Here is a 15,267-nt window from a genome sequence, read left to right on the forward strand (position 1 = left end):
TCTATTTCCCTGCCAGTTGGGCCACAACTGGCGCGAAGGCGCGTATACACTCGGCGCGCCTATACTCGGCGCGGATAACCAGGTAGGAGATGCCCAGACGCTCGCGCCAGAGCTGGATACGCTCGACCATTTGTTCAGTAGTTCCGAGCAGGATATACGGATTGGCAAGCACCTGCTCAACCGTGACATCTGTCAGTTCGTTGTCGCGGATATAGTGTTCCGCAGCCTCCTGCTGATTGTGTGCCAGGGCGAATCCAGAGATCAGCATATTCAACTCGATGGACGAAAAACGCTCGCCCGCGGCCTCGCGAATCCACCTGACTTTTTCGGCCAGGGTCTCCTCAATATTTTCTGTGGCATCAACTGTGCCATTATCATTTACCTTGACGTGCAGACCAATACCATTGGCTTCACGTGCGGCCAGGCTCAGGAGTTTTTTGCCACCACCACCCATGATGATCGGCGGGTGAGGACGCTGAATGGGTTTTGGCGTCACGTTGAGATCGGTCACGGTGTAGTGTTTGCCGGTGAAATTGACGGGTTCATCGCTGAAGCTTTGTTTCAGAATCTGTAAGGCTTCTTCCAGGCGTTCAATGCGGAGCCCGGCACGTTCAAAGGGCACACCAACCTGGTCGTATTCTGGTCGATTCCAGCCCGCTCCAATGCCCAGTTCAAAACGTCCACCGGAGAGCATATCCAGCGCCGCCACCTCTTTCGCGAGAAGGACCGGGTGGCGAAGATCATTGTTATAGACCAATGTGCCAATTCTCAAGGTTTTCGTCGCGTCCGCAGCTGCCATGAGGGAGGCCAGAGGGAAAAACTCGTTGGTAAAGTGATCCGGCAATAAGAGGGTAGCGTAGCCCAGATCTTCGGCCTCTCGTGCCCGTGTAATCCATTCTTCGCGGGTAGGGGTACCATCTGTAATGATGCCAAAGCGAAAAGGTCGTACGTGTGACATGTATCTTCTCCTGATTCCTTTGATACGGCTAAGTTCACCGACAATTTTGTCGGCCTGTTCAAATTTTGTCATACATCATGGCTATTTGCCAGAACAGTCTCTCTCCACGAGACCCGCAACCTCTGGTATCACCCCGACTACCAGAGCATTAGACTGGAGCTACTCGAACAACTCTGCGACCGCATGGCTACTACTGTTGACCCTCTGCCCCTGCGAGAGGCCGTCTGGTAGTCAACTCACACCAACACCACCTGGCTATAACTGACTATCATTATAGCCAGGTTCTTCTTTATCTGACAGATTTTTTAAGGATAGCCCTCTTTTTGTAAATAGAAATCTACAGGTTTTTCATCTCTCTGGAGAACATCCTACACTTCCTTTATCTCGCTGTAGCCTTTTTGTATGTATTCTTTTATAGTTGAAGGATAGATGATTGTTTCCTGAAAACCGAAAAGCGAGAAAATAGTGGAAAAGGATTTTTAAGGCAAAATATAATATATAAGGAATAACTACTTATTTTGGTGTAATATGCAAAGAGGTGAAATATGTGTGAAGCTGTGATAGGGATGAATGTTTCTCTTCTACCGGGGATCTTCTCTGAGCAGATGTTACACGGCTTCACTTTTCTTGGTATCCTCTCGACGATGTTAGGTTTTCTCTATCTCTCCTATGAATTGCTCGGCAAGCCACGAGGAATATTTAACTGGGTACTCATCCTTTTTACTCATCTTGTGGTAAGTATCTGGGGTTTGGCGGTGTTTGCACCTCCCATGCTCTTCTTGTTTGCACAGGTATTAAGGGAAATTCACATACCCTCCAATATCGTTGATCCTGTCACGCAGATAGGTGATATGATTGTTTATACACTCATGATAGCAGCTCTCCAGGGAACATTAGTAGCTTTTCCTCCCCCTACTGGGGCGATCAAAAGATGGCAGTGGCGAGATTGCCTCATAGGATTTCTCTTTGCATTGGTATTCTTTAGCATTGATGAGTACGCAATTTTTCAAACACCAATCAACGATGTGATCGACGTCATTCCAGATGTTGTGCTATTTCTCTTGATGGGTGCTGTCGGCGCTGGTTTTTGGCGCAGATATGGCCAGCGTTCTCACTCTCTTGCCGCCCTATCAAAAGAAGGGGAGACAATTCACCGCCTCTTCTCTTTTTCAGACTTCATCAGAGGGCTATTATTCTGGTATATTGTCGTAGGTTTGTCCACCATGGTCTGGATTGTTCTCTACATACGTTGGTACGGCCTCACAAAAGATATTCTTTTCTATCTTGTCGATTTGTTCGTTGGAGCAGCACCAGCAAGTCTTATTTGCGGCAGTTCGCTCTATATTACCTGGAAAGTGGGCCGCTTAGGCGAAAGGCAACTGGGAATGATAGGCGCGGGCCTCTCCTTGATTGGCTTCTTGCTTAGTCTGATCGAACCTCTGGTTCTCTTTCTGGCAACACCGGGCAGTCATGGAGGCTGACGTGCGCATCTCAAGAGATTGCTTCTATCTGCTACGCTCGCTTCAACTGCCGAGCTTGTCAACTTTCAGGTTTCTGCTTTTGCTCTTCTACTGGAAATTGATCAGGGTGTCGCTCGCGCCAGACATCCCAGAAAGACCGGATAAATGTTTGCAGAATACCTGCGGCGGGTGCGGCGAAGAGTGCCCCTAACAAACCGAATAAGGTGGTGCCAACCAGCAGGGCAAAAACGGAGAGGATTGGATGTAAACCAACTGCACCACCAAGGATACGAGGAGCCAGAATCTGTCCCTCCAGCCCTCCCTGCATTATAGTGACAAAGATCCCATAAATTAGCGCGGTCTCCCAGCTATGGGTAAGAGCAAAACCAATGCCAATTGCTCCTGAGATATAGGAACCGATCTGCGGAATAAACTCGCAGACAAACACAATTAGCGCCAGGAGGAAGACATAGGGCACACCAATGATAAATGCCCCAAGTCCAACAATGATGGACATAATCGTGGCAAGCAACACCTCGCCCCGTATAAAATCACCCAGAGAGTGGTCTAATTCATTCAGGAACATGTTGATAAATCCACGATACTTCAGGGGCGTTTTATAGCGCCACCAGTTGATCACACGGGGTCCATCAACAATAAAATAAACCGCAACAGTTGCAACCAACAACAAAGAGATCATCGTAACGAAGACGCCACTGATGAGAGGGAATACTCCGTTAATAGTTTGCTGGAGATATCCTATAACTTGCTGGCCCGAGATATGAATTTGATTCTGTGAAATACCCAGCCGTTCCAGTTTTTCAAGACCGGACCGGAAGAGAGCGTGGTTCTCTGGATGCAAGACGAAATCCTGAATGATACCGATCAGCAGCCCAAACTGCTGGATAGCTGCCACAACAACGAAATAGAGGATCAAGCCAACCACCGCCAACACCACCAGCAGACTCAAGAGAATCGCCAGAATGCGCGTCATGTGACGTTGAAAGAAGCGCACCAGAGGAAAAATAAGGTAAGCCAGGAGTGCAGAGAACCCGATAAGAATAATCGGCGTAATAATTTTGCTGATGATCCAGAGTATGACGGCAAAGAGCGCAATCCATCCCAATAGAGTCAGCACTATGAAGAAACGCCTTTGCCATACATTGCTGTGAGGGGTCATAGTTGGTTGCTCGTTTCTTCTAGTCATGTCGTATCTTCCCTGGAGCATTGAGATGCCATTCATGCTCAGTTCGAGTTCTACTGCTAGTGTATCTCAGAAACAAAAGGAAAGACATCGCTCAAAAGAGTAATGTTGGATGTGCCTTCTTTGAGTAGGAGAAAATCACTCTAAAAGAAAGCCACTCAAATGATATTTGATGCCGGTGGGCTGGAACGAGTCAGGCCTGTTCAAGAATACGCGCAAATGCCTGGAGATAGCTTGAGTCAGCACATTGTTCGCGCAGCAGCCAATACTCAGCACCCCAGAAGAGATACGCATACAGGGGAGCTTCTGGTCGGGACCAACGCATGCAGGTATTGTAATTGGCGATGACCTGTTCCGGTAAACAACTATACATGCCTTGCCTGGATGGATTGGGCGGAGTTGTCACTGTCTCCCAGGGTTCCGCCTGCCCCTCAGTAATCATCAGTTGTTGTCGCTTCGTGTGGGTTGATGCGAACAGTTGCTTCTGTTTCTGTTGCAGCCAGGAACTCTTGCTTCCATCCAGATACAGGGTTCTGTTTCCAACCTTCAACAAGGCGTGGCGCGGATAATAGTCAATCCCAACTATATCTGCCAGGCGTTGCGCTACCGCCAGTGAGTCTCCCTGATCATGTGTGTGCCACCATTGCGAAATACGCACTGGCAAAGAGGTCGGCAGAAAGCCGTTCATGAGTATTGGCCTGCCGGGATCGGCTTTTCTGAGGGCTTCCATCTCTTTCTCGACAAAAGCGACATCCAAACGCCAACTGTGTTCTACGCCAAGAGGATCAACAGCTTCATGTTCCAGTTGCCAGGCAACCACGCTTTTCCGCTGCTTATATCGCTCCACAAGGCGAGTGATGAACTCCGTCGCAGCCACCAGAAGTGAAGGATAAGCAGACGGCGCAACGCGTGTATGCTCTGGAAAGGGGTGTTTCAGATGATGTGCAGGCACAAAGAACTCAGGATAGCTAAAGGTTTTTAGCGGCCCGACACACAGTATGATCTGTTTGCCTGCTCGCTCAGCAGCATCGATCTGCCAATCAAGCTCATCAATATGAAATACTCCTGGTTCCGGCTCGATGTGATTCCAGTAAGCTCCTAAACGAATGAGCTGAAACGGGTAGGCAAGCAATGTATGCAGAGCGGTGCGTGCGTCTAATCCAAGCGCGGTCAGGTGTGGCGGGCGAAAGCTGATGCCAAGTAGCGTAGAACGGCGAGGTTCGATGGACAGATTCCGCCATGCATCTGTCAGGGGTTGGGTCGCTCGCTTGAGCCGAACCTCTATTGCGAACGGGAACGCAAGCAAACTGGCGGCCCCGACACCGAAAACGGCGGTTTGCAATGCCTTCCGCGAAGGGTGTTCTGTTCTCTCCATTGGGTATCTTTTCCTTTAATCAATGCACGACACTCAAGAAACAACTCTGAACTAACGTGCTTCAGCAAAGTACTCAAAAAGCATCATGGAAAGGAAAAAACGGAGAGGAAGAAACTTTCCGATGCCTTTCGTAAACGAGAAGCGCTGGCTCTTATAGGTGGACCACGCTCTGATTTTTGGAAACACGCTACTCCCTATAAAGATTTTATGGGTGGGTAAGGCTCTCTTTTCTGGAGCATACAGATCAGTGACCAGATGTTCAGGAAGTCGTACTCTTGCCAGCACCTTTTGAGGAAAGGTCACATACCACAGCGGAATCGCTCGAAACCTACTTTTTTGCAGTTCAGTGATGATCTCCGAACAGGTGATATGATCTGGATGCCCGTAGAATCCGGCAAGATCATAGGTGATGAGAAGATCTGGTCGCTCCTGTTGGATCAGTGTGTCAAGGAACGCTGTCAGTTCCTGTCTTTTCTCGTGCAACATTGCGTCTCCAAAGTCTTGCTGAAGCAACGTGGAGATCCCAAGTATCGTTGATGCTGTCCGAGCCTCTCTCTCGCGAATAGCTTTAAGACCAGGGCTGAGTGTGGCATCGGGCGTTCCTCTTTCGCCTCGTGTCAGAAATGCCAATGTGACTGCACACCCACTTCTCGCAACATGATGGAGGAATCCTCCGCAACTGATAACCTCATCATCGGCATGAGGGAAAATCACGAGAATACGGTGAAACGGTCGCAACTTGCTTGATGGGACAGAAAAATCTGTCGCCAGAAGAAATCCTGCTAGCCAGAAGAGAGGGATCAAAAGGAGAAAAATCAGAAGGAGCACTATCGTTATTCTCCTATACTCTCGCGGTAGGGATCACCTGATGTGGATGAGTGCTGATCTGTAGCAGCAAAAGTATTTCCTTTCTCTCTATATATAGCACATCTCTCTTTTACTGGAGGGATATTTGGAACACACGACGAAATAGATCCGATTGAAATAGCATTTCAGGATCATACATCTGCTTGAGGTGGAGAAATGTTTCAACAGCAGTATCGCCAACACTCCTTCGATAGAGAATATCGGTGAGCAGAGAATCTTTTGCAAGATAGAATCTTCCTCCAACTGCGATCACAAGGTCCATCAATTTCAGGAGCATTGTGCGCAGTTGTTGTACAGTCTGTGGGACGACCTGATAATTGACCTCCAATGAGAAGCCGTCAACCTGATAGCTTAGAAGGAATGGGTCCTGGGAATGCTGTTTTATGACGCACCAGAGCGGGATGAAATGGTGGTCCTGCGAACGGTGCAGAATTTCATGGAAAAGCGGCTCTGCCTGGCTGAAGGGGACAAAAACCTGAAATGTTTCCGTCCCCTGCGGCAGGAGAGCACGATAACCGGTAAAGATGGCAGGTGGATAAAAGAGAGAGCGAAATAGTGATTGGTGCCCAATATGCTCGCTTCCTCGCCATTTGCTCCACCAATACATTCCCTGGTTGGCGATGCGCGCCCCACTCTTCAGGAACGGTCGGCAGGTAGTACCGATGTAGCGAGTCAACCCCTCCTGAAAGTGTTCGGGTATGTGGGGAGTCGGAAGCCGCAAGCCAGTGTCATTCCTTTCATCACAGAAGGCGGTCGAAGTGACGATCCCACGACCCAGAGATCGCCCGCTGGCGAAGGCATCCACCCAGGCTTCCAGGTAATCTGCGCATTGTTCTTCGTGCAATATCCTCAAGATCTCGCTCAACGAAGCAGCTGGTTGTACGCGAACATTGACGTGTTCCGAAGGAATACGTTGGAGTTGGAGCGTCACCGAGATGATAATGCCTAATAAACCGGCACTTCCGACAAAAGCGTGGAAGAGTTCAGGATGGCTTATGGGTGAAAGCGTGAGCATCTGCCCGTTCGCAAGCAATACCGTAAGAGATAGCAAGTGCTCCCCGAAAGAACCATTTTTCCAGGCATTTTTTCCATGTACATTCATAGCAACACAGCCACCAATAGTAACATCGGCCGTAGATGGAGTAACAGGCGGCCACCAGCCATCTGGCATGGCAACACGAACGAGATCGCGCAAGGTTACTCCCGGTTCAACCTGCATGATCCCTTGCTCAGGGTTCCAGGAAAGGATGCGTCTCATATTTGTTACGTCGATGATCACTCCATCTGTATTCAGAGCCGCATCTGTATAGCTATGTCCTGCGCCATGTGCAATTACTGAGAGGCCATACATGCGTGCAATAGTGAGTACCTCCATGATTTCAGCGACATCCCTCACCTTGCAGGCATAACAGGGGAACTGTTTCGTCATACTCCAGCTCATGAAGGAAGCCTGCTTCCACATCAGAACCGTATCATTAGCTTCATTTTTTGCATCTATTCTATTCATTCGCATTTTTCTGAAAATGCCTGTTGCCTGGCATTCAACTACCTTTTTCTCTCTATTCACTTACTTGTAATTTGCAGGAATGAACACAATATAGAGACAAAAGATGACCAGCTCATGAATTCTGTCACCCTGTTTTGTCATAGATTTGTCATAAATGCCTCATTTTATCTTCCGCTTTAGAGACCACAAGAGTTTTCGTTTGCACTACTGTAGACTTCCAGAAACAAGCAAGATGACAGAACAGTGACAAAAAAAAGTGAGCATGTTCATCTTCCCGTCACTTCCAGGTACTATACTACAGTTGGTATGAAAAACATTTTGCAGATACACAAGAGAAAGAAGCGTTATGATGCAAGTATCGCGCAAAAGGAGCCGGTTGATCCAGGTGGCAGAGGAGACGCCGCCGCTTTGCTGACTCTATCAAATTGGGAGCGGCTCATTGAAATCGATCTGATAGTCGTAGAGCCAGCTCTCTTTTTCTGGGTGGAGAAAGAGCTTGAGAGCAATCGGCATGATCAGATCTTGCAAACGGCGCAGTAGTGGTCCTACCATCTTGGCTTGCGTCCCTCTTCTGCCCATTCTGGCGACCCGTTCGACGCGGGGACGACGGAGGTGTTCATATGCGGTAAAGGCTTGCTGCACATCAGAGGCATCGCGCAGGCATCTGGCCAGCACCAGACTATCTTCCAGCGCGAGGGAGGCACCCTGACCCGAACTCGTCGTGGTCCCATGCACCGCATCGCCGACCAATACCAGGGTATGGCGATGCCAGAGCGGGACGTGCCGTAGAATATGCAGAATAGTTGGCTGGAAGCCATCCTCTGGGGATGTCTGGCTGATCAGATCACACGCGGGGATGGCATCATCAGCGAAGAGGGAGAGCAACTGTTGCCGCCATTCCTCCCGTGAGATAGTGGAAAGTTTCTGTCGCTCGGGTTCCCTGATCTGGGGCATGTTGGTGAACCAGTAGATCTCTCCTGAAGGAGCGGGAATCCAGCCGAAGAAGGCGCGCCGACCAAAAGCGAACTGGAATGTCTCTGGAGGGGGTGGAACTGGTAGCGGACGGACCAGCCGGGCGAGGCCGCCCATGCCAACCAGACCGGTAAACTGGGGAGCCGGTGCCTGCGGGTCAATGAGGGTGCGCACATGGGAGTGAATGCCATCGGCACCGATGAGCAGGTCGGAGCTGATCTCTGTGCCATCTGCAAACTGCACCGTGACTCCCTGTGGGGTGCTCTGCGCGTCCAGGAGCCGCTTGCCCGTCTGAAAGGCGATTCCGCGCCGGATGGCTTCATCACGCAGGGCAGCGGTCAGTTCACCCCGTTCAATAGCCAACCCGCCAGAATTGATGCCCAGTTCACCCAGACGCCTGCCCGATCCACTGCTCAGCTCCATACGCGCCACCCAGAAGCCACGCGCCAGAGCTGGCTCAAAGGCATCAAGTGTGCGCAACGCATTGACGCCATTCCTGGCTACAACGAGAAACGAGCCGCGATAGCGAGTGAGCTGATCCTCTGCTTCAAAAACGGTTGCCTCGATCCCGACGCGCTGGAGGGCCAGGGCTGCTGCCGGACCTGCCACGCCGCCTCCGATGATGAGCGCTTTCTTCTTCTTGGATGTTCCCATGTTCTGCCTCCTTGGTATGCTATCAGACGGAAACTGGCATGCACATATGCCAGTTCCTCCTATCTTGTGATAGAATAAACTAGATGAAACTAATATCTAGGAATGGCTAGATATTAGTTTAAACTAAGTATATCTGAGGAGAGCGCCCATGTCAAGCCATCCTGAGCCTCGGGAGCGTCTGATTGAGATAGTGCGGCAGGCCAGCCGTGAAAGCAGTACGATGGCAGTATTTTTCCACACCAGAATGGCCGAGCGCGTTGGACTCGGAGCCACCGAAGAAAAGACGCTTGCGTTGTTGGGAAAGCGCGGTCCCCTGACAGCCGGGGAAATTGCGGCCCACACTGGTTTGACCACCCCTTCCGTCACTGGCCTGCTGGACCGGCTGGAGAGCAAAGGGATGGTACGCCGGGTGCGCGATTCCCATGACCGGCGTCGGGTCATTGTCGAGCCTAACCAGGAACGACTTGCAGAACTGGATCAGATGTTTTCTTCCGTGCAGGAAGCGTTTCACGAGATGCTGGACATCTATAGCGACGAGCAACTGGCGACCATCGCGGATTTCCTGATCCGATCTGCTCAACGCACCCAGGAGTTCATGGCTGCGCAGTGGGGGAAACAAGAGGAGCGCTAAATGCGACACTATTTGGCGATTTGATCGCTCAACCCGGTCGGCAAGGCACACGGCCTGACAGAAACGTCAGGCGAGTCGTCCGCAAGGTGGTGAAGATCACGCTCATGGTGATGCATCTTTTATAGACTGCCTATGCGATTGAAGCGGGTCTGGTGCAGATGATAGCTTTCTAGTATTGCCTTGACGAATTTGCTTTATGAATCACTACACGTAGCTGGGTGAATGATGAACACCGAATTTGTGCCATCTTAGGGTTTTGAGTGCTTGAATCCGACCTCGCGCACTTGCCCTCCCTTATGAGCACAAAGCGTTGAGGTCAAAGCCTTATCAAGCCGAAGCTTGGACATGGCGAAGGATTTCGTCCACGACGCTGACAAGCGGCGGTGTTGCATCTATTACGATGCCGCTGCTGGGTATGTCTTCTTTCGTTTGATGCAAGCGCGCAATGATTTCCCGTTCCTCTGGTTTTCCGCCCCAGTCAGTTGGGTCCAGTGCCACTCGCTCATCAATCCGCCGGAGACAGGTGTCAAGGTCGACCTCAAGAATAAACACGCCATCTAATAACTCGAGGAATTGGGAAAAATTCCTCGACCCACCGCAGAAAAAGGTGACCGCCTCATCCTTGTTAGCGATGAAAGCTTGTACTTTCTCTATATCCCAAAGGGGGGACTTGTAGCGATCAGACGTGAAAATATCCGTTGGCGTACCCGTTTCCAGATCGCCTTGATACCTCAATTCCCGGTCACCATGAATGGCCTGGTAGCCACGACGCTGTAATTCTGTGCAGACCGACGTTTTGCCCGTGCCGGAGACTCCCTCGATCAGATAATTTCTCTTCCCCATTGTTTGTCCTTTTCTTGATACGTTTGAAGAACAGTATACCTGAGGGGGAGCGGTTTTTCCAGGAAACGCGTGTGAAAGTCGCTCATAGGGGAGGGCAAGTGCGCGAGGTCGGAGGGCCAAAACCTGCTCACGTGCGGACGTTATCTCCCATTTGGTGGAGCAAGACCCCTTCAAAAGGGCCTTGCACCTTTTCTTGTTATCCAGTCGCGCCAAACAAAGGCAATAGAGTTGCTGCGCGAACCGGGTTGCGGAAATTGCAGAGGCGTACCTTGAGCGTGACTTTGCGCGGCCCTTTACGACCAGGCGGCTTCACATCTAAGCCCACAACGCCTTCCTTTACCCACCAAAGATGATCTGATAACTACAATCGTTGACACAGGTAAAAACACTGGTTCCATCATCGAAAGGATAACTATAGGCATAGGGGACCGCCTGTTTAAAGATGGCCGCATAATTGACGGGCCAGGTATTCGGATCACAGGTGGCAGCGGTCGCATGGGCGTTCGCGCAACAATATTGATCCTGATGCAGGACGTTGCAGGCGCTATTACATCCGACAATTCCTTCTGCGCCTTTGATCTGTAAAATGTCTGGACAGACGCTCGCCGAGTTCATATCGGTGGCGCATGCTGCGGTCAAACAACCGACGTTGGCAGGTGCTCCCATCTGCCCCGAGACCACATTGATCGTCATAGGCAGATTAAAGGCATCCACCAGGCTGACATCATAGTAGTCGATTCCGGTTCCTTGCATGTTGAATTCTGCCAGGGTCGCCGGAATATCGTTGGCAACGTTGGGACAGGTGATACCATTCCCACAATCGCCGGTCTCGCAGCTTCCCTGACCGCTTACATCATCGAATGAGCATCCTGTTCTCGCCCATATACGCCCATTCCATATAGAAGGATAGGTGAGGGTGATAGTTTGCCCGCGGGCAAGCTTCCATTCGCCTGCGTCGGGTGGTGTATAGCCTGGGTTGCCCGTAGAGACCGCCCAGACGGTATGTTGGGTGGCATTCGTGAGGGTAACTATTCGTTGCGTGCTGCTAGCGGCAAAGGATGCTGATGACCGGCTTTGATTCCCTGTGACTTGAACCGGTGCTGCATGCACTTCTCCAAATGTGAGGAGTGTTCCCATACTAATGAGAAGCGTGATGATCAAAATAAAGCTTCTCATGAGGGGTGATCTGTGCTTCAATTTGTTTCTCCTGGATAGTTGACTGGATTCCCTCGAAAGACAACTCTCTTGAAAAGTCCCAATGAGAGTATAGAGTCTTTGCAGTGAGAAGATGTGTCAGAAAGAGGGAAGATTGATGCGTCTGACAACAAGTATCCAGAAATCCAGGCTGATGCGCCTGGCACTCGAGTCCTGGAAAAGGCAGGACGGATATCCAGGACTCATTGTTCCTCCGTGTTCTAGAAGCGGGCAATCATGGTCAGAGGACGGACGCGCAAAGCCACCGGGGCAACGGCTGCCGCTTGCTGGATGGTTAATCCCCCCATCTGTGAGAAAAACGCCTGGTATTTTTCCACCCAGGCGGGAACCTGATCAAACGAAGGATCGTCCAGGCTCACCTTCGCCTCACCAGTCAGGATAAAGGAGTCGGCACCGCTCAGGTCGAGGTTAAAATGCAAGCCAACTTTTGGATTCTGCTGGATCTGTATCAGTCGGTCGCGATCTTCCTCATCTGCGCTGTAGATCAGAAAGCTGGATTGCGCCTCATCCCAGAGAAATGCGACCGGGAGGGTGTGCGGCGTCCCGGTCGCATCAACGGTGATGAGCCACATAAACAGTTCCTCGCGCAGGCGGCGCAGGATCTTCTCCCCAGGAGGAGTTGAGGGATCGGGAGACTGAAAAGAGACCTCGCGATGATGAGGGAGGCGTCCGCGGTCGGGGGTAGAGGGATCAGAAGAGTGAGAAGACATAGATTGTTCCTTTCGTTTCTTTCTCTGAAGTCAACAAATGCCCTTCCCTAAACGCAGGGAAGACTGCATTAAGTATAGCCGAAACGCTTTCGTAATGCAAGAGTTCTTGCGTTATCAGGCGACACAGGGTATACTGGTGATATGAAAACACTTCGCCCGAACGTGCCAGGAGCCATATCGACAGACAAGGGGAGAGATGCGGTGCGCCGCCGACCAGGTGGTCGGAGTGCTCGCGTGCAAGATGCTGTGTTTGAAGCAACCTTCCAGCTTTTAGGGGAAAGGGGATATGAAGGGCTCAGCATCGCCTGCATTGCCGAGCGTGCCGGTGTCCACGAAACTTCCCTCTACCGTCGTTGGAAAACGAAAGAGCAACTGATCCTCGACGCGGTCAATCAGCGGGTAGCACAGGAGATTCCTGCTCCTGACACAGGAGTACTGCGCTCTGATCTTGTCGCTGTGTTGCAGTCTCTCCGGCTCTTTCTGCAATCGAGGGTAGGACAGGCTCTTTTCCAAACGGCAGTTGCGACGCTTCACGTGCCCGAACTCTGTGCTTTGCGGCAGGAGCACTGGCAAGATCGATGTGCTCACCTTCAGATTCTCTTTGATCGTGCCATCACCCGTGGGGAATTATCGCCACAGGTAGATTGCCAATTCCTCTTAGAAATGCTCAGTGGCATCCTGTACATGCGCTTCTTTGTGGTCAATGAACCGGTTGATGAAATGTTGCCCGAACGGGTCGTTGATCTCATTCTTGCAGGGGTAAAATCGAGCTAATTGCTAGCTGACCCACTAGTATCTCCAGCCTCTATGTCGTCTTCTCACCGGTTGCGATGGGCTGGACGGCACATTCGAGCGTGTCACCGTGAAGCTGGCCCCATCAGCTGCCAGGTCGGATGGGGTGGCAAGGGGCTGACGCTGCGTATCTACCATGATCACCGGTTGTGCGTTGCTCTGGGCGATAGTCTGCTGATTGCCATTCTGGAACGCTGATCCCGCGCTAAAGGAGACAGAACCAAATTGAGCGAGGGAGAGCAACTGCTGGCCTGTACTCGGCACCTCTTCTATCCATTCTGCCGATGAGAGGGAAGAATGATACTGCACAGTTCTTGCATAGGACTGTCCGCTTGAGTTGTTTTTGAAGATGATTTGCCATTGTTCGGGAGCAATTTCGGTCACGGAGGCCGTGACCGAATCACCACCCTGGATGGTGACAGGAAGCGGCCGGGCGGCATTGGGGAGCATTTCAAAAAAGGCCAAAAACGTTACTTGCCCGTTGCGATCAACCATATCCTCGGTGCCACTTTGAAGCAGGTCATTGCTCTTGACGCCACCAATGCCCACCCATGCAGCATCAGCCGTGCTAACATCGCTGGCGGTCGGTTGTGGCACGATCCATGTACCAGTGACGGAAGTAAAGTTCCCGCCCGTTGCGATATAACCTGACCAGTTGCTCGACGTGTCCGTCGCGGCAGCGCTATTCGTGCCGTTCTGTAGAGTAAGAGCTGATGAGGAGGCACCAGGAGTAAAAATCACTACAATAGTCATCAACAGGGAGATGAGACCTGCGATCAGAGTTCGCCATCGTAGAAAAGTAGGTGGTGACATATGACTTTACTCTCTTCCTTGATGAGTAATGATACAGGGCATGATAACAGGCCAACGCTTTTTCCTAGCTATAGAGTAGCTGAAAAAGCTGGAAAGTGCAAGATAATTTCCGCCCAGTCCTATCAGGTGAGCACAAGATGGGTAAATTACAGAAAGAGAAGCATTTGCCCCGCATCATGGACACGAGGACAAATGTTTCTAAACCTTGTGGAATTCCAGGCTGTTTACCAGAGATGTGCGAGGCGTCAGATGAACGCTTTCGCGAAAATGCGCAGCGGGTCCAGTTGTAGGACATCGGGGAATAAGAGAAGTACCTCCTGGACACCGGCGGCCTCCAATGCGGCCAGACCCTCGCCAATGGTAGCGGGACTGCCGATCAGCGTGGTGGTGCCCACCTGTCTGAGGAACCCCAAAAAAGCCTCTGGGATTTTCGCCATGGCCTGTTCATGGGTTTCTCCAATGGAACAGAAGGCCGATGCGGTGCGATGGATGCTTTCGTAATCACGTCCGATGGCTTCGCAGTGCTGCTTGAGAATAGCAAGTTTGTGCTGAATCCTCGCCACATCGCCCCCGATATGGCAGGCATCGCCATATTGCGCGACCAGTTTGAGCGTCACTTGCTCGCCACCACCAGCGATCAGCAGAGGAATATGGGGTGTTTGCACGCCTTTAGGCGAATTGATAGCACCACGTACATGATAATGTTCGCCTTCAAAGACTGCCTCGTCCTGCGTCCACATACTGAGCATGATCTGGATGGCTTCGTGGAGCTGGCGCAGACGAGTAGGAGCATCGAAAGCGTGATAGCCATAGGCACGATCCTGACGCTCGTTCCACCCACCAGCACCGATGCCCAAAGTGAGCCGCCCATGTGAGAGTACATCGACCGTACTCGCCATCTTCGCCAGCAGCGCCGGGTTCCGATACGTAGGGCATGTGATTAGCGAACCAAGACGCACACGCCTGGTATCTCGTGCCAGCGCCGAGATGGTCGCCCAGCACTCGAACGTCATCTCCTGCACCGGCTGCGGAAAGGTATGGAACTGATCGCTCAGCCAAACAGTGGTGAAACCGACCTCATCGGCGGTCTGAGCCACACGCGTCATTGCTTCGTAGGCCTCCACCGAGTCTTTGATGCTTGCCAGTTCCATCATCCCGCCTTGTGGCAGGGACACACCAAATTGCAGAGACATGAGTAATTCCCTCACTTCTGTGAACTCTAGAAAAAGAAGCATGTTCTTCCAGGACTTGAGCCATCTTCACGCC

Annotated in this window: 15 protein-coding genes; 3 read left to right on the top strand and 12 right to left on the bottom strand. The window is 51.3% G+C overall.

Translation table 11 applies throughout. The features are described from left to right. Nucleotide 1: 1 nt before the first annotated feature. A complete protein-coding gene (locus K3T83_RS44695; RefSeq protein WP_220209614.1) occupies nucleotides 2-958 on the bottom strand; it encodes a TIGR03621 family F420-dependent LLM class oxidoreductase in 957 nt (318 codons plus the stop codon). 545 nt (nucleotides 959-1,503) lie between these two features. On the opposite strand from K3T83_RS44695, the gene K3T83_RS44700 reads away from it, so the two are divergent. Beyond that, the gene (locus K3T83_RS44700) at nucleotides 1,504-2,439 is read left to right on the top strand and encodes a hypothetical protein (RefSeq protein WP_220209615.1); all 936 of its coding nucleotides are present in this window, start codon (nucleotides 1,504-1,506) and stop codon (nucleotides 2,437-2,439) included. 58 nt (nucleotides 2,440-2,497) lie between these two features. Here K3T83_RS44700 and K3T83_RS44705 read toward each other — a convergent pair whose 3' ends face one another. The 5 genes from K3T83_RS44705 to K3T83_RS44725 form a co-directional block, all read right to left on the bottom strand. Continuing rightward, nucleotides 2,498-3,625, bottom strand: a complete 1,128-nt coding sequence (locus K3T83_RS44705; protein ID WP_220209616.1) for an AI-2E family transporter — start codon at nucleotides 3,623-3,625, stop codon at nucleotides 2,498-2,500. A 190-nt stretch (nucleotides 3,626-3,815) separates the two neighbouring features. Next, entirely contained in the window at nucleotides 3,816-4,997 is a 1,182-nt protein-coding gene (locus tag K3T83_RS44710; protein ID WP_220209617.1) for a beta-galactosidase, read from the bottom strand. A 51-nt stretch (nucleotides 4,998-5,048) separates the two neighbouring features. Then, complete coding sequence (locus tag K3T83_RS44715) at nucleotides 5,049-5,825, bottom strand: PIG-L deacetylase family protein (protein WP_220209618.1); 777 nt, start codon at nucleotides 5,823-5,825, stop codon at nucleotides 5,049-5,051. Nucleotides 5,826-5,934: 109 nt separating this feature from the next. After that, nucleotides 5,935-7,293 carry an FAD-binding oxidoreductase gene (locus K3T83_RS44720; protein ID WP_220209619.1) on the bottom strand — a complete coding sequence of 453 codons (1,359 nt, stop codon included), beginning with the start codon at nucleotides 7,291-7,293 and terminating at the stop codon, nucleotides 5,935-5,937. A gap of 498 nt (nucleotides 7,294-7,791) precedes the next feature. Then, complete coding sequence (locus K3T83_RS44725; RefSeq protein ID WP_220209620.1) at nucleotides 7,792-8,997, bottom strand: FAD-dependent oxidoreductase; 1,206 nt, start codon at nucleotides 8,995-8,997, stop codon at nucleotides 7,792-7,794. A 148-nt stretch (nucleotides 8,998-9,145) separates the two neighbouring features. Here K3T83_RS44725 and K3T83_RS44730 point away from each other — a divergent pair, with 148 nt between their 5' ends. After that, a complete protein-coding gene (locus K3T83_RS44730) occupies nucleotides 9,146-9,628 on the top strand; it encodes a MarR family winged helix-turn-helix transcriptional regulator (RefSeq protein ID WP_220209621.1) in 483 nt (160 codons plus the stop codon). Between the two features lie 327 nt (nucleotides 9,629-9,955). Here the strand turns inward: K3T83_RS44730 and K3T83_RS44735 are convergent, their stop codons facing one another. The 4 genes from K3T83_RS44735 to K3T83_RS44745 form a co-directional block, all read right to left on the bottom strand. After that, complete coding sequence (locus tag K3T83_RS44735) at nucleotides 9,956-10,471, bottom strand: AAA family ATPase (RefSeq protein WP_220209622.1); 516 nt, start codon at nucleotides 10,469-10,471, stop codon at nucleotides 9,956-9,958. Between the two features lie 196 nt (nucleotides 10,472-10,667). After that, entirely contained in the window at nucleotides 10,668-10,796 is a 129-nt protein-coding gene (locus K3T83_RS57475; protein WP_268963575.1) for a hypothetical protein, read from the bottom strand. Nucleotides 10,797-10,807: 11 nt separating this feature from the next. Then, nucleotides 10,808-11,632 carry a thaumatin family protein gene (locus K3T83_RS44740; protein WP_220209623.1) on the bottom strand — a complete coding sequence of 275 codons (825 nt, stop codon included), beginning with the start codon at nucleotides 11,630-11,632 and terminating at the stop codon, nucleotides 10,808-10,810. Nucleotides 11,633-11,886: 254 nt separating this feature from the next. Then, nucleotides 11,887-12,396 carry a pyridoxamine 5'-phosphate oxidase family protein gene (locus K3T83_RS44745; RefSeq protein WP_220209624.1) on the bottom strand — a complete coding sequence of 170 codons (510 nt, stop codon included), beginning with the start codon at nucleotides 12,394-12,396 and terminating at the stop codon, nucleotides 11,887-11,889. Nucleotides 12,397-12,537: 141 nt separating this feature from the next. On the opposite strand from K3T83_RS44745, the gene K3T83_RS44750 reads away from it, so the two are divergent. After that, nucleotides 12,538-13,170: a TetR/AcrR family transcriptional regulator gene (locus tag K3T83_RS44750; protein ID WP_220209625.1), complete on the top strand. Its 633-nt coding sequence runs from the start codon at nucleotides 12,538-12,540 to the stop codon at nucleotides 13,168-13,170. A 15-nt stretch (nucleotides 13,171-13,185) separates the two neighbouring features. Here K3T83_RS44750 and K3T83_RS44755 read toward each other — a convergent pair whose 3' ends face one another. Then, nucleotides 13,186-14,001, bottom strand: coding sequence for a G1 family glutamic endopeptidase (locus tag K3T83_RS44755; protein ID WP_220209626.1), 816 nt, complete (start codon nucleotides 13,999-14,001; stop codon nucleotides 13,186-13,188). 245 nt (nucleotides 14,002-14,246) lie between these two features. Beyond that, nucleotides 14,247-15,194, bottom strand: a complete 948-nt coding sequence (locus tag K3T83_RS44760; protein ID WP_220209627.1) for an LLM class F420-dependent oxidoreductase — start codon at nucleotides 15,192-15,194, stop codon at nucleotides 14,247-14,249. Nucleotides 15,195-15,267 lie beyond the last annotated feature (73 nt).

The organism is Reticulibacter mediterranei (assembly GCF_016587455.1).

Excerpts from the sequence above, each read along its gene's own strand:
- K3T83_RS44745 (WP_220209624.1), bottom strand. The coding sequence starts at position 12,396 with ATGTCTTCTCACTCTTCTGATCCCTCTACCCCCGACCGCGGACGCCTC.
- K3T83_RS44710 (WP_220209617.1), bottom strand. The coding sequence starts at position 4,997 with ATGGAGAGAACAGAACACCCTTCGCGGAAGGCATTGCAAACCGCCGTT.
- K3T83_RS44705 (WP_220209616.1), bottom strand. The coding sequence starts at position 3,625 with ATGACTAGAAGAAACGAGCAACCAACTATGACCCCTCACAGCAATGTA.
- K3T83_RS44700 (WP_220209615.1), top strand. The coding sequence starts at position 1,504 with ATGTGTGAAGCTGTGATAGGGATGAATGTTTCTCTTCTACCGGGGATC.
- K3T83_RS44725 (WP_220209620.1), bottom strand. The coding sequence starts at position 8,997 with ATGGGAACATCCAAGAAGAAGAAAGCGCTCATCATCGGAGGCGGCGTG.
- K3T83_RS44735 (WP_220209622.1), bottom strand. The coding sequence starts at position 10,471 with ATGGGGAAGAGAAATTATCTGATCGAGGGAGTCTCCGGCACGGGCAAA.
- K3T83_RS44720 (WP_220209619.1), bottom strand. The coding sequence starts at position 7,293 with ATGACGAAACAGTTCCCCTGTTATGCCTGCAAGGTGAGGGATGTCGCT.
- K3T83_RS44695 (WP_220209614.1), bottom strand. The coding sequence starts at position 958 with ATGTCACACGTACGACCTTTTCGCTTTGGCATCATTACAGATGGTACC.
- K3T83_RS44760 (WP_220209627.1), bottom strand. The coding sequence starts at position 15,194 with ATGTCTCTGCAATTTGGTGTGTCCCTGCCACAAGGCGGGATGATGGAA.
- K3T83_RS44750 (WP_220209625.1), top strand. The coding sequence starts at position 12,538 with ATGAAAACACTTCGCCCGAACGTGCCAGGAGCCATATCGACAGACAAG.
- K3T83_RS44730 (WP_220209621.1), top strand. The coding sequence starts at position 9,146 with ATGTCAAGCCATCCTGAGCCTCGGGAGCGTCTGATTGAGATAGTGCGG.
- K3T83_RS44755 (WP_220209626.1), bottom strand. The coding sequence starts at position 14,001 with ATGTCACCACCTACTTTTCTACGATGGCGAACTCTGATCGCAGGTCTC.